The organism is Streptomyces sp. NPDC001231, from assembly GCF_042896885.1.
GTDB lineage: Bacteria > Actinomycetota > Actinomycetes > Streptomycetales > Streptomycetaceae > Streptomyces.
Genome location: NZ_JBIAXS010000008.1, coordinates 166,058 through 192,040, shown reverse-complemented (window position 1 = coordinate 192,040; position 25,983 = coordinate 166,058). Strand labels below are relative to the sequence as shown.

Below are 25,983 nucleotides of genomic sequence, written 5' to 3'. Positions count from 1 at the left end.
GACTCCTTGCGCGAAAGAACCGGGGGTGGGGAGAGAGGGGAGGTCCGGGGGTCAGACGAGGGACCCGTAGAGGCCGGGGCGGCGGCCCTCCAGATACGGGTTGGCCTCGCGGGAGGCGGCGAGGAAGGCGGGGTCGGCGTCCGCGAGGACCAGTTCCTCGGACCGGCCGGCGCGGGTGCGGACCACCCCGTCGGGGCCGGCCAGGGCGGACAGCCCGACGAACTCGAACTCGCCTTCCGTGCCGACCCGGTTGGCGTAGGCGACGTACATCTGGCTCTCGAAGGCGCGCACCGGCACCAGGGACTCGGCGACGAACTGGAACGGGTGCATGAGCGCCGTCGGGACGACGAGGAGGTCGGTGCCGGCCAGCGCGTGGGCGCGCACGTTCTCCGGGAACTCCACGTCGTAGCAGATGATCAGACCGACGGTCAGCCCGTTCAGCTCCGCCTGGACGACCGGCTGCTCGCCCGGCGTGAACTGGCCGTGCTCGAAGTCGCCGAACAGGTGGGTCTTGCGGTAGTTGGCGAGGCGGGTGCCGTCGGCGGAGATCAGCTGCACGGAGTTGTAGACCGTCTCGCCGTCCCGCTCCGGGTAGCCGTAGGCGACGGCCAGCCCGTGCCTGCGGGCCAGCTCCGCGACCGCGTCCGCCCGGTCGCCGTCGGCGGGCTCGGCCAGACGGCCGATGTCGTCGCCGATCGCGTACCCGGTCAGGAACAGCTCCGACGTCGCCAGCAGTCCGGCCCCCGCGGCGGCGGCCCGGCCGGCGGCGTCGTCGAGGACCTCGAGGTTCTCGGCGACGGAGCCGGGATGGCCGGAGCTCTGGAGCAGGGCGGTGCGCATGGATGTTCCTCACCGGTACGGGGGGTTCGGGGATCGGTTAGACCGTACGTTCGGCCGTCTCGGGCGGACAAGCCGGAGCCGTTGCGCGCCGGTGAGCGAATCGTTGCGTACAACCCGGGACGGGCGGCGATTCGTTGCGCCTCCGCGGGAGGCGGGGGCGAAGCACGGGTCCGCAGCCGCCCCGCGGCCTCCCCCAGCGGCTCCGGGCCGGCCGCCCGGGCGCTCGCTACGCGCTGGGCCGGCCTCGGTGGCCCCCTGACACGCCGAAGGCGGTCACGACCGCCGCGTGGTCCGAGGACCAGTCGTTGCCGGCGACCTCCGGCCAAGGACGCGGGGTGCCCCTGACGTACGTTCAGGAGTCGAGCACCCGCAGCCCTCGGTGCAGGAGGCGGTGAGCTTCAGCATGCACAATTCGACAGGGAACAACGCCCTGTCGCGCAAGACGGCCGGCTGAAGGGGGCCTTCATGGATGTCGCCGGAATCGCCGCACTGCCGTACGTCGACGAGCACGCGACCGTCGTCGCGGCGGACACCGGCGCCGTGTGGCGCGGGCTCGGCGCCGCGCTGGAGGGATCGTTCTGCGGTCCCGGCGCGGCCCGCTACGCCCGCCTGGTCGGATGCGCCGACCGTGCGGCGTCCGGACCGCGTCCCCTCGCGGAGGGCTCGACTCTTCCCGGGTTCCGGGTGGTCGCCGCCGACACGGGCCGGGAACTGGTGCTCACCGGACGGCATCGCTTCTCGTCGTACGCGCTGACGTTCCGCCTCGAACCGGCCGGTCCCGGGCGTTCGCGGCTGCGCGCCGAGACCCGGGCCGCCTTCCCCGGCCCGGCCGGCGGCCTCTACCGGCGGCTGGTGATCGCCACGGGCGGGCATGCGGTGGGCATGCGGCGCCTGCTGTCGGCGATCGACCGCAGGTCGAGGGTGCCCTAGTGCCGCGGCAGGCAACGTTTGCCCGTAAAGGAGCGGCGTCCGGTGCGTGCTCCGGGGGTCCCCCCTGCTCGAAGAGCTTGGGGGAGTGCCGGCCGGAAGTCCTCGTACTGGACCGTACTTGGGCTTTCGGCCGGTGCGGCGAGAGGGCGTGCCGGGCGTCGCGAGGGGGAAACCGTTGCCTGTCGGGGCACTAGCCCGGCGCGCCGGAGGAGAAGCGGCGCAGCAGGGGCGAGAGCACCAGCACGGACTTCGTCCGTTCCACGAACGGCTCGCCGGCGATCCGCTCCAGGACCCGCTCGAAATGCCGCATGTCGGCGGCGAAGACCTGGACGATCGCGTCCGCCTCACCGGTGACGGTGGAGGCGGACACGACCTCCTGGTAGCGCTCCAGGCCGCGCTGGATGGTCTCCGGGGAGGTGTGGCGCCGGCAGTAGATCTCGACGAACCCCTCGGTCTCCCAGCCGAGTGCCGCCGGGTCGACCCGGACGGTGAAACCGGTGATGGCCCCGGTGGCGCGCAGCCGGTCCACGCGCCGCTTCACGGCGGGCGCGGACAGGCCGACCAGCTGCCCGATGTCCGCGTAGGAGCGGCGGGCGTCCTCGGCGAGGGCGTGCACGATGCGTTCGTCGAGATCGTTCAGCACTGTCGGTGGATCACTTCTCGGGACTCGGCGGCTCAGTTCCAGCTGGCGTGCAGCGGCTGGCCCTCGGCGTAGCCTGCCGCGCTCTGAATGCCGACGATGGCCTTGTCGGCGAACTCCTCCAGTGAGCCGGCCCCGGCGTAGGTGCACGAGGAGCGGACGCCCGCGATGATCGAGTCGATCAGGTCCTCGACGCCCGGCATGGCCGGGTCGAGGAACATCCGGGAGGTCGAGATGCCCTCCTCGAACAGCGCCTTGCGGGCGCGGTCGTACGCGGACTCCTCGGAGGTGCGGTTGCGCACCGCGCGCGCGGAGGCCATGCCGAACGACTCCTTGTAGGGGCGGCCGTTGGCGTCGTGCTGGAGGTCGCCGGGCGACTCGTAGGTGCCCGCGAACCAGGAGCCGATCATCACGTTGGACGCGCCGGCCGCGAGTGCCATCGCCACGTCGCGCGGGTGGCGGACACCGCCGTCGGCCCACACGTGCTTGCCGTACTTCTTCGCCTCGGCCGCGCACTCCAGGACCGCGGAGAACTGCGGGCGGCCCACGCCGGTCATCATGCGGGTGGTGCACATGGCGCCCGGTCCCACACCCACCTTGACGATGTCGGCGCCCGCCTCGATGAGGTCCTTGACGCCCTCGGCGGAGACGATGTTGCCGGCGACGACCGGCACCCGCGGGTCGAGGTCCCGCACCAGCTTGACGGCGTTGATCATCGACTCCTGGTGGCCGTGCGCGGTGTCGATGACGAGGGTGTCGACGCCCGCGTCGAGCAGTTGCTCGGCCTTGCCGGCGACGTCGCCGTTGATACCCACGGCGGCGGCGATGCGCAGCTTGCCCCGGGCGTCGGTGGCCGGGGTGTACAGCGTGGCGCGCAGGGCGCCCTTGCGGGTGAGGATGCCGGCGAGCCTGCCGTCCTTGTCCACGGCCGGCGCATAGCGGCGGTTGGCCCCGTCCAGGGTGTTGAAGGCCTCGCGCGGGTCGATGTCCGCGTCCAGCAGGAGCAGGTCCTTGCTCATCACCACTTCGAGCTGGGTGAAGCGGTCGACACCGGTCAGGTCCCGGTCGGTGACCACGCCGACCGGCCGGTGCTGCTCGTCGACGACCACACCGGCGTTGTGCGCGCGCTTGGGCAGCAGGGCCAGGGCGTCGGCGACGGTCTGGTGCGGGGCGAGCACGATCGGGGTGTCCAGGACCAGATGGCGGTTCTTGACCCAGGAGATCACGTCGGTGACGACGTCGTTCGGGATGTCCTGCGGAATGACCACCAGTCCGCCGCGGCGGGCCACGGTCTCGGCCATGCGGCGCCCGGCGATGGCGGTCATGTTGGCGACGACGAGCGGGATGGTGGTGCCCGTGCCGTCCGGGGAACTGAGGTCCACGCCCTGACGTGAACCGACCGCGCTGCGGCTCGGCACCATGAAGACGTCGTCGTACGTCAGGTCGTACGCGGGCTGGATGTCATTGAGGAAACGCACGTGCCGCACATCCCAGTCGATCAGAGGTGACCCCCGGACAGGTCCGTCAGGGGGAAAGAGCACGTACTTCATTCTCCCATGGCGCGGGCCGTGCCATACCCGGACGGATCGTCCAGGCCGACCGCCCGCCCCCTAGGAGGAACCTCCAAGCGCGAGGGCGACGTCCAGGGCCGGCCGGCCGCCCGCCGAGGCGGCGAAGACCTCCACGGCGATCTCCCACTCCTCCGGCCTGGCCTGCGCGTACGCCTGCCAGCCCCGTACCACGATCAGCATCCCGCGCTCCACGGCCTCCGCCGGCCAGAGGGTCTCGTCGCCGAGGCTGTCGGCCAGCGCGTCCCAGTTCCGTCCGAACCAGCCGGGCAGTGCGAGGGCACGGGCGGCGCGGTCCATCAGCCCCGCCTTGTCCGTGACACCGTCGAGGTCCAGCGTGACCACGACCCGGCCCGCCAGGTCTTCGCTCATCTCAGCACCGCCCGGAACGTGTTGTAGTGATCATCGGTGTAATAGAACTCCCCGCCCTGGCCGGTGACGATGCGCCTGGCCCCGCGGTCGCGCGACCCCGGGGTCCGCACCGTGTACTCGTGGTAGTAGCCGCGCGGCTCCTTGGGCAACCGCCCCTCGAAATTGCCGAACACGGTGTTGTCCTGCCGGTACGGGTAGGGGCCGCCCTTGTCGACGAGGTCCAGGGTCTGCCGGGCCTCGGCCGGCAGCCGGGACTGGCTGATCGTGGCCATCCCGTGGGCCCACGACGGGGCTGAGGGGTCGGAACCGGCCGGCCCGGAGGGCGAGCAGCCTGTCAGAAGGACGGCGAGCGTGACGAGGAGCCCCGCGAGCACACGGGGGACGAACCGCAGCAGCATGCCGTCGATGCTCCCACGGCCGTCCCGCGCGGACTCGTCAGGGGCCGTCCGGGTCCGCCCTGTTGAGAGCGGGCCTGGGGGTGGGCCCCGCCGTCATCAGGTAGTCCGCGGCCGAGGTGTCCGTGACCAGGCTGGTGACGAGGCCGGACCGCAGCACCGCGTCGATCGCCGCCGCCTTGCGCTGCCCGCCCGCGATCGCGACGACCTCGGGGATACGGCGCAGCTGGTCGGCCTTGACCGTGATGCACCGCTCCCCCAGGTCCCGTCCGATCCGGCGGCCCTCGGCGTCGAACAGGTGCGCGGCCATCTCGGCGGAGACGCCGAGCGAGGCGTAGTGGGCCCGCTCCTCGTCGCTGAGCATGTCGTGCACCGTCGAGATGCCCGGTTCCCAGGAACCGATGGACACACAGGCGACCGTGACCTTGTCGAAGTACTCGAAGGCGCGCGCGATCCCGGTCTGGTGCCGCAGCGCCGCCGCGGTGGCCGCGTCCGGCAGCAGCATCGGCGCGTAGATGGGGTGGGCGTCGCCCCCCGAGACCTGGGCGGCGCGGCGCACGGCCTCCACCGAGCCGCGCTCGGAGGTCCCGGCGTCGTACACCCCCGTCAGCTGCACCACCGTGCAGGGCGGCAGCCGGTTCAGGGCCGCCGCCATGTGGATGGTGGAACGGCCCCAGGCCAGACCCAGCACGTCTCCCTCGTCGACGAGCTCGCCGAGCAGATCGGCGGCTACTTCGCCGAGGTTCTCGGGGTCGGGCGTCTCCTCTGCCTCGGCCGGGGACTCGACCACGACGGCGTGCCTGAGGCCGTAGCGGGCACGGAGCGCGTCGGAGCGCTCGGCGTCCAGCTCGGCCGGCACGCGGATCTCGATGCGCACGAGATCCCGTTCGAGAGCGGTCTCCAGGACCCTGGCCACCTTGAAGCGGCTGACGCCGAACTCCTCGGCGATCTGGATCTTCGATTTGCCCTCGAGGTAGAAACGGCGGGCCATGGCCGCCGCCTGCACCAGCTCAGCGGGTCCCATCCGCATGGCTGACCGGCCCGCCGACATACCCGACACGGCGATCTCCTCACTGCTGTTCACATTCTGGATTCACCGTTCATCCTTGCAGATCCGGCGCGCTTGATCAGCCCTGATGGTTGCCGTTCACGCAGCCGTTGTTCAGTGGCCGCACGCCCAGGACGCCTTGGCGGTGGCCTTTTCCGCCTGACCGCGCAGGGCACGTACCGCTTCGGCGGGGTCCTCCGCACCGTAGACCGCCGAGCCGGCGACGAACACGTCCGCGCCCGCCTCCGCGCACCGCTCGATCGTCGAGGCCGACACCCCGCCGTCGACCTGGAGCCACAGCTGGAGGCCGTGCTTGCCGATCAGCTCCCGGGTGCGGCGGATCTTGGGCAGCATGATGTCGAGGAAGGCCTGGCCGCCGAAGCCCGGCTCCACCGTCATGATCAGGAGCATGTCGAGCTCGGGGAGCAGGTCCTCGTACGGCTCGATGGGGGTGGCGGGCTTGAGGGCCATCGAGGCCCGGGCACCCTTGGCGCGGATCTCGCGGGCCAGCCGGACGGGGGCGGCGGCCGCCTCGACGTGGAAGGTCACGGAGGAGGCGCCCGCCTCGACGTACTGCGGCGCCCAGCGATCGGGCTGCTCGATCATCAGGTGGCAGTCCAGCGGGGTGTCCGTCGCCCGGGCCAGGGACTCCACGACGGGCACGCCGAGCGTGAGGTTCGGGACGAAGTGGTTGTCCATGACGTCGACGTGGAGCCAGTCGGCCCCTTCGACCGCCTTCGCCTCCTCGGCGAGGCGCGCGAAGTCGGCGGACAGGATGCTGGGGTTGATCTGCACGGCCATGCCCCAAGCGTGCCATGCCCGGGCCCGCCCGCTCCCCCCGGTACCCGGCTGGAGGCCGGAAGGCGGCGGCCATGACGCACGGGCGCACGGACGGGGCCGCCGTTGTGCGGGCGCGGGCGAAGCCGCCGTATGCGGGCGCGGGCGAAGCCGCGCCCGCCGGCCCGCTCCACGGACGCTTCGCGGGATGGCGCGGGCCGGACCCGCGAAGGGGCCGGTCAGCCGGTGCGGCGGATCAGGGCCAGGTACATCGCGTCGGTCCCGTGCAGATGCGGCCACAGCTGTACGTCGGGGCCGTCGCCGAGGAGCCCGACGCCCGGCAGCAGCGGGCGGGCGTCGATCAGTTCGGCCCCGGGGAACTGCTTGAGCACGTCGGCGACCACGGCGCGGGTCTCGGCGAGGTGGGGGGAGCAGGTCGCGTAGCCGACCACGCCGCCGACGCGCACCGACTCCAGGGCCGTGCGCAGCAGGCCGCGCTGGAGCGGGGCGAAGCCGTCCAGGTCCTCCGGGCGGCGCCTCCACCGGGCCTCGGGGCGCCTGCGCAGGGCGCCGAGCCCGGTGCAGGGGACGTCGACGAGGACGCGGTCGAAGCTGCCCGGCCGCCAGGCGGGGCGCGTGCCGTCGGCGGCGATCACCTGGTACGGGCCGGGGTTGCCGGCCAGTGCCTTCGCCACCAGCCCGGCGCGGTGGGGCTGCTTCTCGGAGGCGAGCAGGACGGCTCCGCGCTCGGCGGCGAGCGCGGCCAGCAGGGCCGCCTTGCCGCCGGGGCCCGCGCATCCGTCGAGCCACCTCCGGTCGGGGCCGTCGAGGGGCGCGTTCGCCAGGGCGAGTGCGACGAGCTGGCTGCCCTCGTCCTGGACGCCGGCCCGGCCCTCCCGTACGGCGTCCACGGCGCCCGGTTCGCCGCCCTCGGTCAGCCGCACGGCGTAGGGCGACCAGCGGCCCGGCACCGCGGCCTCCTCGCGCAGCAGCTCCTCGGTGCCGGCCCGTCCGGGCCGGGCTACCAGGGTCACCTCCGGCCGCTCGTTGTCGGCCTCCAGCAGGTCCTCGATCCCGGCGCGTCCGCCGCCGAGGGAGTCCCACAGGGCGGAGACGACCCAGCGGGGGTGGGAGTGGACGACGGCGAGGTGGTCCTCGGGGTCCTCGTCGTAGGGCGGGGCGATCTTCTCCAGCCAGCCGTCGAGGTCGTTCTGCGCGACCTTGCGCAGCACGGCGTTGACGAACTTGGCCCGCCCGTCGCCGAGGACGACCCGGGCGAGCTCGACGGTGGCGGACACAGCGGCGTGGCTGGGGATGCGCGTCCCGAGCAGCTGGTGGGCACCGAGGGTCAGCACGTCCAGGACGGGCGGGTCGACCTCCCGCAGCGGGCGGTCGACACAGTCCGCGAGGATCGCGTCGTACGTTCCCTGGCGGCGCAGCGTTCCGTACACCAGCTCGGTGGCGAGTGCGGCGTCCCGGCCGTCGAAGTCGCCCTTCTCTCGTGCCTTGCGCAGCAGCGGGGGCAGGACCAGGTTGGCGTAGGCGTCCCGCTCGTCCACGGCGCGCAGTGCCTCGAAGGCGAGGATGCGGACGGGGTCCTTCTGGGGTCGGCGGTAGGGCTTGGCGGGCCTGCGGGGCCGACGGGTGTCGCTCACGAAAAGGTGCTCCGGTTGTCTGGGTGCGCCGCGCTCGGACGCGCGGTGCACCCAGCCTACGTCCCGGTCCGGGCCGCCTGGTCAGCCGCCGAGCGTCTCGCCCTGGGCGATGCGCGCCCCGCGCGCCCAGTCCGCCGCCCGCATCGGCTTCTTGCCCTGCGCCTGCACCCACAGCAGCTCGACGGCGTACGAACCGGTGCCGACGTGGACGTCGTTCTTGCCGACGGCGAGCGCGCCCGGAGCGAGGTCGGTGCGCTGCGGCGCCGGGGCGGCCTGGATCAGCTTGAGCCGCTCGCCGCGGAACGTGGTCCAGGCGCCGGGCGCCGGTGTGCAGCCGCGTACCACGCGGTCCACGCGCAGGGCGGGTGCCGTCCAGTCGACCCGGGCGTCCTCAACGGTGATCTTGGGGGCCAGGGTGACGCCCTCGGCCGGCTGCGGCACGGCCTCCAGGGTGCCGTCCTCGATGCCGTCCATGGTCGCGGCGAGCAGTCCGGCCCCGGCGAGGGCGAGCCGGGTGAGCAGGTCGCCGCTGGTGTCGGTGGGCCTGATCCGCTCGGTGACGGTGCCGTAGACCGGGCCGGAGTCGAGCCCTTCCTCGATGAGGAAGGTGGACGCGCCGGTGATCTCGTCCCCGGCCATGAGGGCGTGCTGCGCGGGGGCGGCGCCGCGCCAGGCGGGCAGCAGGGAGAAGTGCAGGTTGACCCAGCCGTGGGCGGGGATGTCGAGGGCCGCCCTGGGCAGCAGGGCACCGTAGGCGACGACCGGGCAGCAGTCCGGGGCGATCTCCTTCAGCCGCTCCAGGAACTCCGGGTCCCGCGGCTTGAGGGGCTTGAGCACCTCGATCCCGGCCTCCTCCGCCCGCTCGGCGACCGGGCTCGCGACCAGCCTGCGCCCGCGCCCGGCCGGCGCGTCGGGCCGGGTGACGACGGCCGCCACCTCGTGCCGCCCGGAGGCGAGCAGGGCGTCCAGAGCGGGAACGGCGACCTCGGGGGTACCGGCGAAGACGAGCTTCATGGGGTGGCTTGGGCCTCTCGGGCGGGTTGGACGGCGGGCAGCGCACCAGTCTATGACCACGGGCGGAAAGCCGTGGCTGACGAGCGCGACGGGGCCGCGGGCACCGGGCCGGGCGGCAGGTGACGGGCGGGCGGCAAGCGCCGCGCCGGACGGCAGGTGACGGGCCGGACGGCAGGTGACCGGCGGACGGCAGGTGGCCGGCGGACGGCAGGTGACGGAGCCTGGCGGCGAGCGGCACGCCAGGCGGCGAGCCACGGAGCCGGGGCGGCAGGCGGCAGCTTGACCGGAGTGTGGGCCGACCCCGCCGTCGCCACGCACGCGGCACGCGGCACGCGGCACGCGGCACGCGGCACGCGGCACGCGGCACGCGGCACGCGGGACAGCAGGCCACGGAGCCGGGGCAGCAGATGACCAGGCCGGGCAATGGGCGGCACGCCAGGCAGCAGACCACGAAGCCGAGCCACAGACGACTGAGCCGGGCGGCAGATGACCGGGCCGGGCGGCAGATGACGGGGGAGGCCGTCGGCCGACCATGCAGCGCGCGTCCGGCGCACGGGGGCGTACGCGTGTTTCCCTACGCCCCCACACCGTGACCCGTGGAGGGCAAGCGCGTTGGTCAAGTAAGAGTTGACCACAGCGGGCCGCCTGCTCGGCCCGATTCCTTTCAACGCCGGTTCGAGAGGCTTGTTCATGGCCGACCACGCAACCCACGACGCCCAGGCCCGGGCCAGCCTGCACTTGCTGGTGCGGGACATCGAGCGGGTCCGCCGGCAGGTGGATGCACTGCGCACGCTCACCGCCCAGCTGGGCAACGTCTACCGCCCACGCCGCTCCGGCCCTTCCACGGGCTTCGTCGTCTACGGACGCGCCCCCGCCCCGACCGTCCGTCTCGCCCAGGAGCTGCGGGACAGCGTCGAGACCCTGGTCACGGCCGCCGTGGACTTCGACCGCTCGCTCGGCTTCTCGTGGGACGCCGTCGGCTCGGCCCTCGGCGTCACCAAGCAGGCGGTCCACCGGCGTTACGGCGCCCGCCGCGCGGCGGCCCAGGCGGCCCCCGAGGGCGAGCGGACCCCGGAGCCGACGGGCACCCGTACGGTCAATGTCGGCACCGGCATCGCCACGGTCCCCGCGGCCCGCTCCATGCCGACCCAGCCGACGGCCTGTGGCCCGGTCCTGCGCGACGAGACCCGCCCCACCGTCTTCCCCGGCCCCCGCAACGGCTGACGACCCCTTGCCGTGTCCCCTCCCGGCGGGCACCCGGGAGGGTCCTGCCACCCCCCTAGGCCGGGCACTGACGGCGCTCGTCAGCCCCTCTCACGCGGTCCCGGGCGCGGCCGGACACCAGGCGGCCCGCTCACCGCTCCGTCCCGACGGCCGCCGAGCACCCCGGCGAGACCCGTACCGGTACGACGCGGTACGGCCTCGGCCGCCGTGCCGGGCCCTCGTGGCACGCCCCCAGAACACCGGCCCGCACAGACCCGACCGCCCGACCTGACCTGCGATCCGTCCTCCGCAGGACCCCAACTCGCCCGGCGCCGCAAGGAGGCTCGGACCTCTGCCCGCCCCCGGCCCGGCCTGGACGCGCGCCTTCGGCGAACGGCAGTACACGCGGCCGGAGTTCGCAGCCCCCTCACCGCGCGGGCGTCGCCGTGTCAGCCGATGTCCGGTGGGTCGACGCGTACCCAGACCGGGTCATGGTTTCCGCGGGCCATACGGGCCGCCTGGGTGGCCTTCAGTGCGGAGGCCAACGCGGCTCCGCTGCCGGGCGGGACGCGGATCAGGGTCCGGGTCCAGTGTTCGCCGGGTGGGGGCGCGCCGGACCGGCGCGGGCGACCCGGAGGCGTGACCGGTAGCGGGACAGGTCCCAACACCTCTGCCTCCCGCGGCAGTTCGACGGCGGGAAGGAAGTCCGACACCGCCTCCGCCGGGCCCGACACGGCCGCCATACGGGACACCGGCGGGAACCCGAGTTCGGCGCGTTCGGACAGCTCCCGCAGGGCGTGACCGACGGGGTCCCAGCGCACCAGCGCCTGCACGGGCCGCAGGGTCGGCTCGGCGACGACAACCACGGTGCCGCCCTCCGGCTGCGGCCGGACGAGCGCGGCCGCGGCGATCCAGCGCCGCAGCGCGTCCTCGCCGGCGCGCAGATCGGGACGCCCGAGCATGGCCCAGCCATCCAGGAGCAGGGCCGCCGCGTACCCGCCCTCGGCGACCGGCTCCGCACCCGGGGTGCTCACCACCAACGCGGGTGACCCCGGCACCGTGTCCAGCACGTGCTCGCGACCCGAGGTCCGCACGGGTACGGACGGGAACGCCCGGCCCAGTTCCTCGGCGGTCCGCCGGGCTCCGACGACCTGGGCCCGCAGCCGGAACGAACCGCACTCCGGGCAGTGCCACGCCGACTCCTCCCGCCCGCACCAGCCACAGCCGAGCGCCCCCGCGTCCTGCCCCTGGAGAGGTCCCGAGCAGTGCCGGCACCGCGCGGGCGCCCGGCACTGCGCGCAGGCCATCCGCGGTACGTAGCCCCGGCGGGGCACCTGCACCAGTACGGGCCCGTGCCGCAGTCCCTCCCTGGCCGCCTGCCAGGCGAGCGAGGGCAGCCGGGCCGCCCGCGCGGCCTCGTCCCGGGCGAGATCGGTGTCGCCCACCGTGCGCACGAGCGGAGCCGCCCGCCGCACCTGTTCCCTGGCGGCGACGAGCGGCCTGGCCCAGCCGCTCTCGACGAGCTGCGCCGCCTCCACCGTGCAGCTCCAACCGCCCAACAGGAAACCGCACTTGTCCTGCGCGGCGCGCAGCAGCAGCACCTCGCGGGCGTGCGGCTGCGGCGCGTGCTGCTCGCTGTGGCTGTCGTCCCCGTCGTCCCACAGCGCGACCAGCCCGAGATCCCGCACCGGCGCGAACATGGCGGCCCGGGTGCCGACGACGGCCCGTACGGATCCCCGGCGCACGGCGAGCCACTGCCGGTACCGCTTCTCGGGCCCCGCGTCGGCGGTGAGCAGCGCATGCCGTCCCTCGCCGAGGAGGGCCGTCAGCGCGGCGTCCACCCGGGCGGCGGCCCGCCCGTCCGGTACGACGACGAGCGCACCGCGTCCCGAGGCGAGCGCGGCGGCGACGGAGCGGGCCAGTTCCTCGCTCCACTCGGGCCCGGGCAGCGCGTTCCACACGGCACGCGGCGAGCCCCCCGCGGCCAGGGCCCGCACGAACGCGGCGCCCCGCTCGTAGCGGGCCCAGGAGCCCGCGTCGGGTGCGGGCGGCGGCGGCAGCGGTGCGGGCGAGGGCCGTTCCTCGGCGCGCGCCCTGCGCGGCGGCACGGCGAGTTGGAGTACGTCGGCGACGCTGCCCGCGTACCGGTCGGCGACGGCTCGTGCCAGGCCGAGCAGTTCCTCGCTGAGCACGGGCTCGGGCGACACGACCTGGGCGAGCGCGGCGAGCGGCCCCGCGTAGTCGGACTCGGCCCGGCGCTCGATCAGGTACCCGTCGATGAGCCCGCCGCCCTCGCGCCGTCCCTCGCGCACCCGGTGCCGTCCGGCTCCGAACCGCACGCGCACCCGCACCCCGGGCCGCGCGTCGGCGTCCAGTTCGGCGGGGACGGCGTAGTCGAAGCAACGGTCGAGGTGCAGTGCGCCCTTGTCGACCAGTACGCGCGCCACGGGCAGTTCCCCGGCGAGCGCGGCACCGCGCCAGGTGCGCGGCTTGGCCCGCGGCTCCTTCGCCTTGCGCACGCTCTCCCGGATGAGCGCAAGCTGTTCCGGCGGCGCCCCCGCGGCCCCGCCGTCCCCCGTCCCGTTCTCGCTGCTCACGCTTGCATTCTTACCAAACGGGACCGACAACCGACGGCGAGCGAGGCCCGGACCCTCCTGGGGTCCGGGCCTCGCTCAGGTCTCGCGGCGGACGTGGGCCCGCGGCCCCGGTCCTACAGACCCGCCGCCTCGCGCAGCGCGTCCACGCGGTCGGTGCGCTCCCAGGTGAAGTCGGGCAGCTCGCGGCCGAAGTGGCCGTAGGCGGCGGTCTGGGCGTAGATCGGGCGAAGCAGGTCGAGGTCGCGGATGATGGCGGCCGGACGCAGGTCGAAGACCTCGTCGATCGCCTTCTCGATCTTCTCGGGCTCCACCTTGTGGGTGCCGAAGGTCTCCACGAACAGGCCCACCGGCTCGGCCTTGCCGATCGCGTAGGCGACCTGGACCTCGCAGCGGGAGGCCAGGCCCGCCGCCACCACGTTCTTGGCGACCCAGCGCATCGCGTACGCGGCCGAGCGGTCCACCTTGGACGGGTCCTTGCCGGAGAAGGCGCCGCCGCCGTGGCGGGCCATGCCGCCGTAGGTGTCGATGATGATCTTGCGACCGGTCAGTCCGGCGTCGCCCATCGGGCCGCCGATCTCGAACCGGCCGGTGGGGTTGACCAGCAGCCGGTAGCCCTCGGTGTCCAGCTTGATGCCGTCGTCCAGCAGCGCCTTCAGCTCCGGCTCGACGACGAACTCGCGGATGTCGGGCGCCAGCAGCGAGTCCAGGTCGATGTCGGAGGCGTGCTGCGAGGAGACGACCACGGTGTCGAGGCGGACCGCCTTGTCGCCGTCGTACTCGATGGTGACCTGGGTCTTGCCGTCCGGGCGCAGGTAGGGGATCGTGCCGTTCTTGCGCACGTCCGACAGGCGCTTGGACAGCCGGTGCGCCAGGAAGATCGGCAGCGGCATCAGCGTCGGGGTCTCGTCGGAGGCGTAGCCGAACATCAGGCCCTGGTCGCCCGCGCCCTGCCGGTCCAGCTCGTCGAAGCCGTCGCCCGCGGCACCACCCTCGACCCGCGACTCGTACGCCGTGTCCACGCCCTGCGCGATGTCCGGGGACTGCGCGCCGATCGAGACGGAAACGCCGCAGGAGGCGCCGTCGAAGCCCTTCTTGGAGGAGTCGTAGCCGATCTCGAGGATCTTGTCCCGGACCAGGGTCGCGATGTCCGCGTAGGTCTTGGTCGTGACCTCACCGGCCACGTGCACCAGGCCGGTGGTGATCAGTGTCTCCACGGCGACCCGGGAGGTCGGGTCCTCGCGCAGAAGCGCGTCGAGAATGGTGTCGCTGATCTGGTCAGCGATCTTGTCGGGGTGACCCTCGGTCACGGACTCCGAGGTGAACAGGCGACGGGACACAACGCTCCCTGGGGTTGCAGCGGCTGCTGGCTGATCATTGGCGGACGGGCACGGGGCTGCGCCCGGCGTCGTCCGAGAACAGTTTATCGGTCGCGCTCGGCCACCGGCCCACCTGTCTCGCCTCTCGGGAGCGCTGTGACCTGCGGCACGGGCATTCTGCCCAAGCCCGGCGACCTTGACCAGAGTCGCCACGCGCCGGGCTTCGACGTTCGAGGTGGCCGGGCGAGAGCAGGGGGCGCTCAGCCCAGCCGGGCGGCCACCAGGTCCCACACGGTGTCGGCCAGCGCCTCCTTCGGACCGTGCGGCACGTGGGTCTCGCCACCGTCGGCGGCCAGCACCACGGCCTCGTTCTCCTCCGCGCCGAAGGTCCTGCGCTCCCCCACCTCGTTGACCACGAGCAGGTCGCAGCCCTTGCGCTCGAGCTTCTTGCGCCCGTTGGCGAGGACGTCGTCGGTCTCCGCGGCGAAGCCCACGATCACCTGTCCGGGCCGCGTCCGTTCGGCTGATATCTCCGCGAGGATGTCCGGATTGCGCACCAGCGCGATGGGCGCGGGGTCCTCGCCGTCCTTCTTCTTGATCTTGCCGGCCGCGTAGGCCGCGGGGCGGAAGTCGGCGACCGCGGCGGCCATGACCACCGCGTCGGCGTCCGCGGCGGCCTTCAGTACCGCCTCCCGCAGCTGCACGGCCGTGCCGACCCGGACCAGGTCCACGCCCGCCGGGTCCGGCAGGGCGGTGTTGGCGGCGACGAGCGTGACCCGGGCCCCGCGGGCCGCCGCCGTCCGCGCGAGGGCGTAGCCCTGCTTGCCGGAGGAACGGTTGCCGAGGAAGCGGACGGGGTCGAGGGGCTCACGGGTGCCGCCGGCGCTGACGACGACGTGCCGCCCGGCGAGGTCGGGCCCGGTCGCGCCCCGGGCGAGCACACGGCGGCAGACCTCGAAGATCTCCGCCGGGTCGGGCAGCCGGCCCTTTCCGGTGTCGACGCCGGTCAGCCGGCCGACCGCCGGTTCGACGACGACGGCGCCGCGGCGGCGCAGCGTCGCCACGTTGTCCTGGGTGGCCGGGTGCTCCCACATCTCGGTGTGCATCGCGGGGGCGAAGACCACCGGACAGCGGGCGGTGAGCAGGGTGTTGGTCAGCAGGTCGTCGGCGAGGCCGTGGGCGGCCCTGGCGAGCATGTCGGCGGTGGCGGGGGCGACGACCACCAGGTCGGCCTGCTGCCCGATACGGACGTGCGGGACCTCGTGGACGTCGTCCCAGACCTCGGTGGAGACGGGGTGGCCGGACAGGGCGGACCAGGTCGCGGCGCCGACGAAGTGCAGCGCGGAGGCGGTCGGCACCACACGCACGTCGTGACCCGACTCGGTCAGCCTGCGCAACAGCTCGCACGCCTTGTAGGCGGCGATGCCGCCACCGACCCCCAGAACGACCTTGGGCTTGCTCACCGGGCCTCCCCGCACTCGACACACGCACGCCGCGGTTCGTCGGCGTACGCGTCCATGCTGCATCATCGCGGGATCGACTCCCGCACCCCCCGAGCACACCACAGGCCCGGCAGTCGTGCTGCCGGGCCTGTGGAAAAACCTACTGCGATCTGCAGATATGAAGAACCGCAGGGACTACTGACCCGGGCCCTCGACGGCCTCGGACGTCAGCAGACCCGCGTTGATCTCGCGCAGGGCGATGGAGAGCGGCTTCTCGTGGACGTGGGTGTCGACGAGCGGACCGACGTACTCGAGGAGGCCCTCGCCGAGCTGCGAGTAGTACGCGTTGATCTGGCGGGCCCGCTTGGCCGCGTAGATCACGAGGCTGTACTTCGAGTCGGTGGCCTCGAGGAGCTCGTCGATCGGCGGGTTGATGATGCCCTCGGGCGCGGAGATGGAAGAGGACACGCTCTACCTTCCGATGGATGGGAAAGAATCAGTCGGTGCGACCGTCACGGTCACTGCCACGATCACACAACGTCCATCAAGGCTAGCAGCTCGCGAGCCACGTCCTCGACGGAGGTGTTGACCAGGGTCTCGTCGAACTCCGGCTCGGCCGCGAGTTCGACCTTCGCCGCCTCCAGCCGCCGTTCGATGACCTCGGGCGGCTCGGTCCCCCGCCCGGTGAGCCTGCGCACGAGCTCCTCCCAGGAGGGAGGAGCCAGGAACACCAGCCGGCCCTCGGGCATGGACTCGCGGACCTGCCGGGCGCCCTGGAGGTCGATCTCCAGCAGCACCGGCACACCCGACTCCAGGTGCTCCAGCACGGCGGCGCGTGGGGTGCCGTAGCGGTTGCCCGCGAACTCGGCCCACTCCAGCAGCTCGCTGTTGGCGATCATCTTGTCCATCTCCTCGTCGGTGACGAAGAAGTAGTGGACGCCGTGCTGCTCACCGGGACGGGGCTTGCGGGTCGTCGCGGACACCGACAGCCAGACCTCGGGGTGTTCCTTGCGCATATGGGCGACGACCGTGCTCTTGCCGACCCCTGAGGGGCCGGAGAGCACGGTCAGCCGCGGACGTGCGTCCGGGGGTACGGGGGTCGCGCCCCGGGGTGTTACAGCCATGCGCCGATTATTCCAGCAATCGCGCGGTGCCCGGGACTCCGGCCCCAAGCCCCCGGATTCAGGAGCCGGTGCTGCCGAACTCGCGCTCCAGGGAGGCGATCTGGTTGGACCCGAGGCCGCGCACGCGACGGCTCTCGGAGATGCCGAGCCGCTCCATGATCTGCTTGGCGCGGACCTTGCCCACGCCCGGCAGGGACTCAAGAAGGGCGGAGACCTTCATCTTGCCGATGACGTCGTTCTCCTGGCCCTGCTTGATGACCTCGTGCAGGGAGGCGCCGGAGTGCTTGAGTCGATTCTTGACCTCGGCCCGCTCCCGGCGAGCCGCGGCGGCCTTTTCGAGCGCGGCTGCGCGCTGTTCAGGGGTTAGGGGCGGAAGAGCCACGCCTACGTCACCTCGGATGTCGAACTGTCGGATACGGACCGGTGAGGAACCTAGTCGCCCCACACCTGGGGAGCTACGAGCAACACGCTTGCCCGTTCTCCCCCACTACCTTGAGGGCGTGGGAGGCGCCCCCACTCGACGGAGACTAGCGGTCCCGTCCGCCAGAGTCAGCGAGAACAGCGGAAAAGTCCTGGTCAGCCTCCGCCAGGCCGGGCATTTAGGACATAATGCCCCGGATTTGAGGATGTATCCAGACTCAGGCGGGCCCCGGACCGCCCGTCCGGTGACTCAGCCGCCGGTCACCGCGGTCCTGATCTCCTCCGCGAAGCGCTCCGCGGCGCGCCGCAGCGCCCCCACCTCGGGACCGTGACGCAGAACACCCCGGCTGACGCTCGGGACCACGTTGCGCACCGCGGAGCCGAACACCCGGGGAAGGTCGGCCGGCGTCGCTCCCTGCGCGCCGATCCCCGGCGCGAGCAGCGGCCCGCCCATGTCCAGGTCGTACGACGACAGGTCGCCCAGCGTGGCCCCCACCACCGCGCCGAAGGAGCCGAGCGGGGCCTGCCCCGCGTTCTCCTCGGCGAGGTGCGCGAGCACGGTCGCGGCCACGGAGCGGCCGTCGGGCCGCACGGCGTGCTGGACCTCGGCGCCCTCCGGGTTGGAGGTCAGGGCCAGCACGAACAGGCCCGCGCCGCTCTCCCGCGCCAGGTCGACCGCGGGCCTCAGCGACCCGTAGCCGAGGTACGGCGACACGGTGAGCGCGTCCGAGAACAGCGGCGCGTCCTTGCGCAGGAACGACTCGGCGTAGGCGGCCATGGTCGAGCCGATGTCGCCGCGCTTGGCGTCCATCACGACCAGCGCCCCGGCCGCCCGGGCCTCCTCGACCGACTTCTCCAGGACGGCGAGGCCGCGCGAGCCGAAACGCTCGTAGAAGGCGCTCTGCGGCTTCAGGGCGGCCACCCGGCCGGCCAGCGCTTCCACCACGGTGCGGCTGAACCGCTCCAGACCGGCCACGTCGTCGTTCAGACCCCACTCTGCGAGCAGCGAGGCGTGCGGGTCGATGCCGACACACAGAGGGCCGCGCTCGTCCATGGCACGGCGCAGACGCGCGCCGAAGGGTTCCACCGGGCTCATGCCGCCTCCCCTGCCTTCCTCACGTCGGCGCCGACCGCGTCGGCGAGGGTGGCGTACGGGCTGGTCCGCAGGCGTGCGGCGAGCCCCTTGTGGATCGCGCGGCTCCAGAAGGGCCCCTGGTAGACGAAGGCGCTGTAGCCCTGGACCAGGGTGGCGCCGGCCAGGATGCGCTGCCAGGCGTCCTCGGCGTTCTCGATGCCGCCGACGCCGACCAGGGTGATGCGGCCGCCCACGCGCGCGTAGAGACGGCGCAGCACCTCCAGGGAGCGCGCCTTCAGCGGCGCGCCCGAGAGCCCGCCGGTCTCCTTCACCAGCGAGGGCGCGGACGTCAGCCCGAGTCCCTCGCGCGCGATGGTGGTGTTGGTGGCGATGATCCCGTCCAGGCCCAGCTCCACGGCGAGGTCGGCGACGGCGTCGACGTCCTCGTCGGCGAGGTCCGGGGCGATCTTCACCAGCAGCGGCACCCGGCGACCCGGCACGACCCGGTCGGCGGCCTCGCGCACGGCGGCGAGGAGCGGGCGCAGCGCCTCGGTGGCCTGGAGGTCGCGCAGTCCGGGGGTGTTCGGCGAGGAGACGTTGACGACCAGGTAGTCGGCGTACGGGGCCAGCCGCTCGGCGGACTTCACGTAGTCGCCGACGGCCTCCTCCTCCGGGACGACCTTGGTCTTGCCGATGTTGACGCCCACGACGGTCCTGAACACGGGCGTGCGCGAGGCCAGGCGCGCGGCGACGGCGAGCGAGCCCTCGTTGTTGAAGCCCATGCGGTTGATCAGCGCGCGGTCCGCGACCAGCCGGAACAGCCGCTTCCTGGGGTTGCCGGGCTGCGGCTCTCCCGTGACCGTGCCGATCTCGACGTGGTCGAAGCCGAGCATCGACATCCCGTCGATCGCCACGGCGTTCTTGTCGAAGCCGGCGGCGAGCCCGAAGGGGCCGTGCATCCGCAGCCCGAGGGCCTCGGTGCGCAGCTCCTCGTGGCGGGGGGCGAGCAGGGCGGCGACGAAGGTGCGCAGCACCGGGACGCGGGCGGCGAGCCGGATCCAGCGGAAGGCCAGGTGGTGTGCCTGTTCCGGGTCCATCCGCTGGAAGAACAGACGGAAGAAAAGCTTGTACATCACTGAGTCCTCGGGTGTCCTCGGGGCCTCATGGGTCCCCATGGGGTGAAGAGGGGGGACACCGTCTCCGGTGTCCCCCCTTGTGGCCGCTAGTCGCGGGTCGCGGTCAGGAATCCCGCGTGTTCCTGGAGGGAGCGGACACCCACCTCGCCGCGGTGGAGGGCGTCGATGCCCTGGACCGCCGCGGCCAGCGCCTGGACCGTCGTCAGGCACGGCACGGAGCGCGCCACGGCCGCGGTACGGATCTCGTAGCCGTCCAGGCGGCCGCCGGTGCCGTACGGGGTGTTGACGATGAGGTCGACCTCGCCGTCGTGGATGAGCTGGACGATGGTCCGCTCGCCGTTGGGCCCGGTGCCCTGGGACTGCTTGCGCACGACCGTGGCGTTGATGCCGTTGCGCTTGAGCACCTCGGCCGTGCCGGAGGTGGCGAGCAGTTCGAAGCCGTGGGCCACCAGCTCACGGGCCGGGAAGATCATCGACCGCTTGTCCCGGTTGGCGACCGAGATGAAGGCGCGGCCCTTGGTCGGCAGCGGACCGTAGGCCGCCGACTGCGACTTGGCGTACGCGGTGCCGAAGACGGAGTCGATGCCCATGACCTCGCCGGTGGAGCGCATCTCGGGGCCGAGGACGGTGTCCACACCGCGTCCGGAGGTGTCCCGGAAGCGGCTCCAGGGCAGCACGGCCTCCTTGACGGAGATCGGCGCGTCCAGCGGCAGCGTGCCGCCGTCGCCGTTCCTCGGCAGCAGCCCCTCCTCGCGCAGTTCGGCGATGGTCGCGCCCAGCGAGATCCGGGCGGCGGCCTTGGCGAGCGGCACGGCGGTCGCCTTGGAGGTGAAGGGGACCGTACGGGAGGCGCGCGGGTTGGCCTCGAGGACGTAGAGGATGTCGCCGGACAGCGCGAACTGGATGTTGATCAGGCCGCGCACCCCGACACCGCGCGCGATGGCCTCGGTGGAGGCCCGCAGCCGCTTGATGTCGTACCCGCCGAGCGTGATCGGCGGCAGCGCGCACGCCGAGTCGCCGGAGTGGATGCCGGCCTCCTCGATGTGCTCCATGACACCGCCGAGGTACAGCTCCTCGCCGTCGTAGAGGGCGTCGACGTCGATCTCTATGGCGTCGTCGAGGAACCGGTCGACGAGCACCGGGCGGGAGGGGCTGATCTCGGTCGACTCGGCGATGTACGCCTCCAGGCGCGCCTCGTCGTACACGATCTCCATGCCGCGGCCGCCCAGGACGTAGGACGGGCGGACCAGGACCGGGTAGCCGATCTCGTCGGCGATGGTCTTGGCCTGGGCGAAGGTGGTGGCGGTGCCGTGCTTGGGGGCCGGCAGGCCCGCCTCGACCAGCACCTGGCCGAAGGCACCCCGGTCCTCGGCGGCGTGGATCGCCTCGGGCGAGGTACCGACGATCGGCACGCCGTTGTCCTTCAGGGCCTGCGCCAGGCCCAGCGGGGTCTGGCCGCCGAGCTGGACGACGACACCGGCGATCGGGCCGGCCTGCCGCTCCGCGTGGACGATCTCCAGGACGTCCTCCAGGGTCAGCGGCTCGAAGTACAGCCGGTCGGAGGTGTCGTAGTCGGTGGAGACGGTCTCCGGGTTGCAGTTGACCATCACGGTCTCGTACCCGGCGTCGTGCAGCGCGAAGGAGGCGTGCACGCAGGAGTAGTCGAACTCGATGCCCTGGCCGATGCGGTTGGGGCCGGAGCCCAGGATGATCACCGCGGGCTTCTCGCGCGGGGCGACTTCGTTCTCCTCGTCGTAGGAGGAGTAGAAGTACGGCGTCTTCGCGGCGAACTCGGCAGCGCAGGTGTCGACTGTCTTGTAGACCGGGCGGATGCCGAGCGCGTGCCGCACCTCGCGGACCACGTCCTCGCGCAGGCCCCGGATCTCGCCGATCTGCTGGTCGGAGAAGCCGTGCCGCTTGGCCTCGGCGAGCAGTTCGGCGGTCAGCTCGGGCGCCGCTGCCAGCTCGTCGGCGATCTCCTTGATCAGGAACAGCTGGTCGACGAACCACGGGTCGATCTTCGTGGCGTCGAAGACCTCCTCGGCCGTGGCACCCGCGCGGATGGCCTGCATCACCGCGTTGATCCGGCCGTCGGTCGGACGGACGGCCTCGCGCAGCCGTTCGTGCCGGTCGCCGGGGTCGCCGACGAACGTGAACCGGCTGCCCTTCTTCTCCAGCGAGCGCAGGGCCTTCTGGAGGGCCTCGGTGAAGTTGCGGCCGATGGCCATGGCCTCGCCGACCGACTTCATGGTGGTGGTCAGCGTGGAGTCGGCCTGCGGGAACTTCTCGAAGGCGAACCGGGGCGCCTTGACGACCACGTAGTCGAGGGTCGGCTCGAAGGAGGCCGGGGTCTCCTGCGTGATGTCGTTGGGGATCTCGTCGAGGGTGTAGCCGACGGCGAGCTTGGCGGCGATCTTGGCGATGGGGAAGCCGGTCGCCTTGGAGGCGAGCGCGGAGGAGCGCGACACGCGCGGGTTCATCTCGATGACGATGACCCGGCCGTCCTCCGGGTTCACCGCGAACTGGATGTTGCAGCCGCCGGTGTCGACGCCGACCTCGCGGATGACGGCGATGCCGATGTCCCGCAGGATCTGGTACTCGCGGTCGGTGAGCGTCATGGCCGGGGCGACGGTGATGGAGTCGCCGGTGTGCACGCCCATCGGGTCGAAGTTCTCGATGGAGCAGACGACCACGACGTTGTCGTGCTTGTCGCGCATCAGCTCCAGCTCGTACTCCTTCCAGCCGAGGATGGACTCCTCCAGGAGCACCTCGGTGGTCGGGGAGAGCGCGAGGCCGGTGCCCGCGATGCGGCGCAGTTCGTCCTCGTCGTGGGCGAAGCCGGAGCCGGCGCCGCCCATGGTGAAGGAGGGGCGGACCACGACCGGGTAGCCGCCGAGCTCGTCGACGCCGGCCAGGACCTCGTCCATGGTGTGGCAGATCACGGAGCGGGCGGACTCGCCGTGCCCGGTCCTGCGCCGGACGGCCTCCACGACCTCCTTGAACTGCTCGCGGTCCTCGCCCTTGTGGATGGCCTCGACGTTGGCGCCGATCAGCTCGACGCCGTACTTCTCCAGGACGCCGTTCTGGTGCAGCGAGATGGCGGTGTTGAGCGCGGTCTGGCCGCCCAGGGTGGGCAGCAGGGCGTCGGGGCGCTCCTTGGCGATGATCTTCTCGACGAAGTCCGGGGTGATCGGCTCGACGTAGGTGGCGTCGGCGATCTCCGGGTCGGTCATGATCGTCGCGGGGTTGGAGTTGACGAGGACGACCCTGAGACCTTCGGCCTTCAGGACGCGGCACGCCTGGGTGCCGGAGTAGTCGAACTCGGCGGCCTGGCCGATGACGATCGGGCCGGAGCCGATGACCAGGACGGACTGGATATCGGTGCGCTTAGGCACGCTGGCCCTCCATCGGGACTGTGCTCATCAAAGACGTGAAGCGGTCGAACAGGTAGGCGGCGTCGTGGGGTCCCGCGGCCGCTTCGGGGTGGTACTGCACGCTGAAGGCCGGCTTGTCGAGGAGCTGGAGGCCTTCCACCACGTTGTCATTGAGGCAGACGTGGGAGACCTCGACACGGCCGAAGGGGGTGTCGGAGACCCGGTCGGTCGGGGCGTCGACGGCGAAACCGTGGTTGTGCGCGGTGACCTCGACCTTGCCGGTCGTACGGTCCTGCACCGGCTGGTTGATGCCGCGGTGGCCGTACTTCAGCTTGTAGGTGCCGAAGCCCAGCGCGCGGCCCAGGATCTGGTTGCCGAAGCAGATGCCGAACAGCGGCGTGCCGCGCTCCAGGACGCCCCGCATGACGGAGACGGCGTGGTCGGCGGTGGCCGGGTCGCCGGGGCCGTTGGAGAAGAACACGCCGTCGGGCTCGACCGCGTACACGTCCTCGACCGTGGCCGTGGCGGGCAGCACGTGCACCTCGATGCCGCGTTCGGCCATGCGGTGCGGGGTCATGCCCTTGATGCCGAGGTCGACCGCGGCGACGGTGAACTTCTTTTCGCCGATCGCGGGAACGACGTACGCCTTCGCGGTGGTGACCTCGGCGGACAGGTCCGCGCCCTCCATCCGGGGCGACTCCAGGACCCGGGCCAGCAGCGCGGCGTCGTCCTGGACGGCCTCCCCGCTGAAGACGCCGACGCGCATGGCGCCGCGCTCGCGCAGGTGGCGGGTGAGGGCGCGGGTGTCGACGCCGCTGATGCCGACGACGCCCTGCGCGGCGAGCTCCTCGTCCAGGGTGCGCTGGGCACGCCAGTTGGAGGGCCGGCGCGCGGGGTCGCGCACGACGTAGCCGGAGACCCAGATCCGCTTCGACTCGGGATCCTCGTCGTTGACGCCGGTGTTGCCGACGTGCGGGGCGGTCATGACGACGACCTGGCGGTGGTACGACGGGTCGGTGAGCGTCTCCTGGTAGCCGGTCATACCGGTGGAGAACACGGCCTCGCCGAACGTCTCCCCCACGGCTCCGTAGGCACGGCCGCGGAAGATCCGGCCGTCCTCCAGGACGAGCACGGCGGGAACCCTCGAGGTTCCCCTGGTGGAGGTGGTCATCGTTCGGCGCCTTCCGTGCTGTTCTTCTCGATCATGGAGTTGAGGGCCTCGACCCACTCGGTGTGCTCGGCCGCCCGGTCGGAGCGGAACCCGGAGTCGATCAGCCGCTCGCCGTGCGCCCAGGTCACGACGAGCAGCCCGCCCTCGGTGAGCACCTTGCCGGCGATGCCCTTGTCGAGCCGGGCCCCGCGCAACTGCGCGGCCGGGACGAAGAAGTCGTTCGCTCCGGGGCGCACCACGTCCAGGCCCGCGCCGGTCAGGGTCAGCTCGGCCCGGCTGCGGGTGCCCAGGCCGCGCGCCACGATGCGGTCCAGCCACTGGCCGGCGGTGGTGGAGCCGTGGTAGCGGCCGGTCATCGTCAGTTTCGCCGGACCGGGCTCCTCCGGCGCGCTCGGCAGCTCGGGCAGGTCGCCCTGGAGAGTGGCGCGCCACTTCCAGCCCTCGCGCATCAGCCAGTAGACGAGGGCGATGAACAGGACGAGGCCGATCAGCCAGCCGATACGGGCGGCCCAGTCGGTGACCGCGGCCGATTTCCCTTCCGCGGCGATGTCGGTCGCGAGCCCGGCTGCGAGCAGAGATGCAGGTGTCACGTGAGCTTCCCGTCGACGAGCGTGGCCTTGCCCCGGAGCCACGTGTGGGTGACACGGCCCGGCAGCTCGCGTCCCTCGTACGGGGTGTTCCGGCTGCGCGAGGCGAAGCCCGCGGGGTCCACCTGCCCACGGTATGCCGTGTCGACCAGCGTGAGGTTGGCGGGCTCACCTGCCGAGACGGGACGGCCGTGGCCGGTGGCCCGCCCGATCCGGGCCGGCGCGAAGGACATGCGGTCCGCGATGCCCGCCCAGTCCAGCAGGCCGGTGTCGACCATGGTCTCCTGGAGCACCGACAGGGCTGTCTCCAGGCCGACCATGCCCATGGCGGCCGCGGCCCACTCGCAGTCCTTGTCCTCGTGCGGGTGCGGGGCGTGGTCGGTGGCGACGATGTCGATCGTGCCGTCGGCGAGCGCCTCGCGCAGGGCGTGCACGTCCCGCTCGGTGCGCAGCGGCGGGTTGACCTTGTAGACCGGGTTGTAGGTACGCACCAGCTCGTCGGTGAGGAGCAGGTGGTGCGGGGTGACCTCGGCGGTGACCTGGATGCCGCGGGCCTTGGCCCAGCGGACGATCTCGACGCTGCCCGCGGTCGACAGGTGGCAGATGTGGACGCGGGAGCCGACGTGCTCGGCGAGCAGGACGTCGCGGGCGATGACCGACTCCTCGGCGACGGCCGGCCAGCCGCCCAGGCCCAGTTCGGCGGAGACGACGCCCTCGTTCATCTGGGCGCCCTCGGTCAGCCGCGGCTCCTGGGCGTGCTGGGCGACGACGCCGCCGAAGGCCTTCACGTACTCCAGCGCCCGGCGCATGATCACCGCGTCGTCGACGCACTTGCCGTCGTCGGAGAAGACGGTGACCCCGGCCGCCGACTCGTGCATGGCGCCGAGTTCGGCGAGCTTCCGGCCCTCCAGGCCGACCGTGACGGCGCCGATGGGCTGCACATCGCAGTAGCCGTGCTCCCGGCCCAGACGCCAGACCTGCTCGACGACGCCGGCGGTGTCGGCCACGGGGAAGGTGTTGGCCATGGCGAACACGGCGGTGTAGCCGCCGGAGGCGGCCGCGCGGGTGCCGGTCAGGACGGTCTCGGAGTCCTCGCGGCCCGGCTCGCGCAGGTGGGTGTGCAGGTCGACCAGGCCCGGCAGCAGCACCTTGCCGTCGGCCTCGACGATCTCGGCGCCCTCGACGACCTCGGCGGACAGTCCGGTGCCGACCGCCTCGACGACCTCGCCGTCGATCAGGACGTCCTGCGGCGCGCCGCCGAGCACCTTGGCACCACGGATCAGGATCTTGCTCATGTCT

The 25,983-nt window shown here is 72.6% G+C and carries 23 protein-coding genes; 2 read left to right on the top strand and 21 right to left on the bottom strand.

What is annotated here, in order from left to right:
* Positions 1-51 precede the first annotated feature (51 nt).
* The gene (locus ACFY3J_RS12600) at positions 52-840 is read right to left on the bottom strand and encodes a carbon-nitrogen hydrolase family protein (protein WP_384175611.1); all 789 of its coding nucleotides are present in this window, start codon (positions 838-840) and stop codon (positions 52-54) included.
* A gap of 465 nt (positions 841-1,305) precedes the next feature.
* On the opposite strand from ACFY3J_RS12600, the gene ACFY3J_RS12595 reads away from it, so the two are divergent.
* Positions 1,306-1,770 (top strand): hypothetical protein, encoded by a 465-nt coding sequence (locus tag ACFY3J_RS12595; protein ID WP_384175609.1) that lies wholly within the window; start codon positions 1,306-1,308, stop codon positions 1,768-1,770.
* Positions 1,771-1,960: 190 nt separating this feature from the next.
* On the opposite strand, the gene ACFY3J_RS12590 is transcribed toward ACFY3J_RS12595, so the two are convergent.
* The 8 genes from ACFY3J_RS12590 to fmt form a co-directional block, all read right to left on the bottom strand.
* Entirely contained in the window at positions 1,961-2,413 is a 453-nt protein-coding gene (locus ACFY3J_RS12590) for an Lrp/AsnC family transcriptional regulator (protein WP_141362818.1), read from the bottom strand.
* Between the two features lie 32 nt (positions 2,414-2,445).
* Positions 2,446-3,888: a GuaB1 family IMP dehydrogenase-related protein gene (locus tag ACFY3J_RS12585; protein WP_384175607.1), complete on the bottom strand. Its 1,443-nt coding sequence runs from the start codon at positions 3,886-3,888 to the stop codon at positions 2,446-2,448.
* A 132-nt stretch (positions 3,889-4,020) separates the two neighbouring features.
* Complete coding sequence (locus ACFY3J_RS12580; RefSeq protein ID WP_384175605.1) at positions 4,021-4,350, bottom strand: barstar family protein; 330 nt, start codon at positions 4,348-4,350, stop codon at positions 4,021-4,023.
* Positions 4,347-4,748 (bottom strand): ribonuclease domain-containing protein, encoded by a 402-nt coding sequence (locus tag ACFY3J_RS12575; RefSeq protein ID WP_384175603.1) that lies wholly within the window; start codon positions 4,746-4,748, stop codon positions 4,347-4,349. The genes ACFY3J_RS12580 and ACFY3J_RS12575 overlap by 4 nt, the downstream gene beginning before the upstream one ends.
* A 37-nt stretch (positions 4,749-4,785) precedes the next feature.
* Entirely contained in the window at positions 4,786-5,829 is a 1,044-nt protein-coding gene (locus ACFY3J_RS12570; RefSeq protein ID WP_361417065.1) for a sugar-binding domain-containing protein, read from the bottom strand.
* Between the two features lie 78 nt (positions 5,830-5,907).
* On the bottom strand, positions 5,908-6,594 hold the full coding sequence (gene rpe, locus ACFY3J_RS12565; protein ID WP_384175601.1) for a ribulose-phosphate 3-epimerase: 687 nt from the start codon (positions 6,592-6,594) through the stop codon (positions 5,908-5,910).
* Positions 6,595-6,809: 215 nt separating this feature from the next.
* The gene (locus tag ACFY3J_RS12560) at positions 6,810-8,225 is read right to left on the bottom strand and encodes an RsmB/NOP family class I SAM-dependent RNA methyltransferase (protein ID WP_384175599.1); all 1,416 of its coding nucleotides are present in this window, start codon (positions 8,223-8,225) and stop codon (positions 6,810-6,812) included.
* Positions 8,226-8,306: 81 nt separating this feature from the next.
* Entirely contained in the window at positions 8,307-9,239 is a 933-nt protein-coding gene (gene fmt, locus ACFY3J_RS12555) for a methionyl-tRNA formyltransferase (protein ID WP_390840839.1), read from the bottom strand.
* Positions 9,240-9,929: 690 nt separating this feature from the next.
* Between fmt and ACFY3J_RS12550 the strand changes: the two genes are divergently transcribed.
* Positions 9,930-10,463, top strand: coding sequence for a hypothetical protein (locus tag ACFY3J_RS12550; RefSeq protein WP_384175595.1), 534 nt, complete (start codon positions 9,930-9,932; stop codon positions 10,461-10,463).
* 428 nt (positions 10,464-10,891) lie between these two features.
* Here the strand turns inward: ACFY3J_RS12550 and ACFY3J_RS12545 are convergent, their stop codons facing one another.
* The 12 genes from ACFY3J_RS12545 to ACFY3J_RS12490 all read right to left on the bottom strand — a co-directional run bounded on the left by ACFY3J_RS12545 (position 10,892) and on the right by ACFY3J_RS12490 (position 25,979).
* Positions 10,892-13,039: a primosomal protein N' gene (locus tag ACFY3J_RS12545; protein ID WP_384175593.1), complete on the bottom strand. Its 2,148-nt coding sequence runs from the start codon at positions 13,037-13,039 to the stop codon at positions 10,892-10,894.
* Positions 13,040-13,152: 113 nt separating this feature from the next.
* Positions 13,153-14,376 (bottom strand): methionine adenosyltransferase, encoded by a 1,224-nt coding sequence (gene metK / locus ACFY3J_RS12540; RefSeq protein ID WP_141362798.1) that lies wholly within the window; start codon positions 14,374-14,376, stop codon positions 13,153-13,155.
* A 239-nt stretch (positions 14,377-14,615) separates the two neighbouring features.
* Positions 14,616-15,818, bottom strand: a complete 1,203-nt coding sequence (coaBC, locus tag ACFY3J_RS12535; protein ID WP_384175591.1) for a bifunctional phosphopantothenoylcysteine decarboxylase/phosphopantothenate--cysteine ligase CoaBC — start codon at positions 15,816-15,818, stop codon at positions 14,616-14,618.
* Positions 15,819-15,992: 174 nt separating this feature from the next.
* On the bottom strand, positions 15,993-16,265 hold the full coding sequence (rpoZ, locus tag ACFY3J_RS12530; RefSeq protein ID WP_004933985.1) for a DNA-directed RNA polymerase subunit omega: 273 nt from the start codon (positions 16,263-16,265) through the stop codon (positions 15,993-15,995).
* A gap of 62 nt (positions 16,266-16,327) precedes the next feature.
* Complete coding sequence (gene gmk, locus ACFY3J_RS12525) at positions 16,328-16,921, bottom strand: guanylate kinase (protein WP_384175588.1); 594 nt, start codon at positions 16,919-16,921, stop codon at positions 16,328-16,330.
* Positions 16,922-16,979: 58 nt separating this feature from the next.
* Entirely contained in the window at positions 16,980-17,303 is a 324-nt protein-coding gene (locus ACFY3J_RS12520; protein WP_003977346.1) for an integration host factor, read from the bottom strand.
* 288 nt (positions 17,304-17,591) lie between these two features.
* Positions 17,592-18,437, bottom strand: a complete 846-nt coding sequence (gene pyrF, locus ACFY3J_RS12515) for an orotidine-5'-phosphate decarboxylase (RefSeq protein ID WP_384175587.1) — start codon at positions 18,435-18,437, stop codon at positions 17,592-17,594.
* Positions 18,434-19,549 (bottom strand): quinone-dependent dihydroorotate dehydrogenase, encoded by a 1,116-nt coding sequence (locus tag ACFY3J_RS12510; RefSeq protein WP_384175585.1) that lies wholly within the window; start codon positions 19,547-19,549, stop codon positions 18,434-18,436. Before ACFY3J_RS12510 ends, pyrF begins: the two co-directional genes overlap by 4 nt.
* An 89-nt stretch (positions 19,550-19,638) precedes the next feature.
* Complete coding sequence (gene carB, locus ACFY3J_RS12505) at positions 19,639-22,947, bottom strand: carbamoyl-phosphate synthase large subunit (RefSeq protein WP_384175583.1); 3,309 nt, start codon at positions 22,945-22,947, stop codon at positions 19,639-19,641.
* Positions 22,940-24,097 (bottom strand): glutamine-hydrolyzing carbamoyl-phosphate synthase small subunit, encoded by a 1,158-nt coding sequence (carA, locus tag ACFY3J_RS12500; RefSeq protein ID WP_384175581.1) that lies wholly within the window; start codon positions 24,095-24,097, stop codon positions 22,940-22,942. The genes carB and carA overlap by 8 nt, the downstream gene beginning before the upstream one ends.
* Positions 24,094-24,687 carry a hypothetical protein gene (locus tag ACFY3J_RS12495; RefSeq protein WP_384175579.1) on the bottom strand — a complete coding sequence of 198 codons (594 nt, stop codon included), beginning with the start codon at positions 24,685-24,687 and terminating at the stop codon, positions 24,094-24,096. The genes carA and ACFY3J_RS12495 overlap by 4 nt, the downstream gene beginning before the upstream one ends.
* Positions 24,684-25,979 carry a dihydroorotase gene (locus tag ACFY3J_RS12490; protein WP_384175577.1) on the bottom strand — a complete coding sequence of 432 codons (1,296 nt, stop codon included), beginning with the start codon at positions 25,977-25,979 and terminating at the stop codon, positions 24,684-24,686. The genes ACFY3J_RS12495 and ACFY3J_RS12490 overlap by 4 nt, the downstream gene beginning before the upstream one ends.
* Positions 25,980-25,983: the final 4 nt, after the last annotated feature.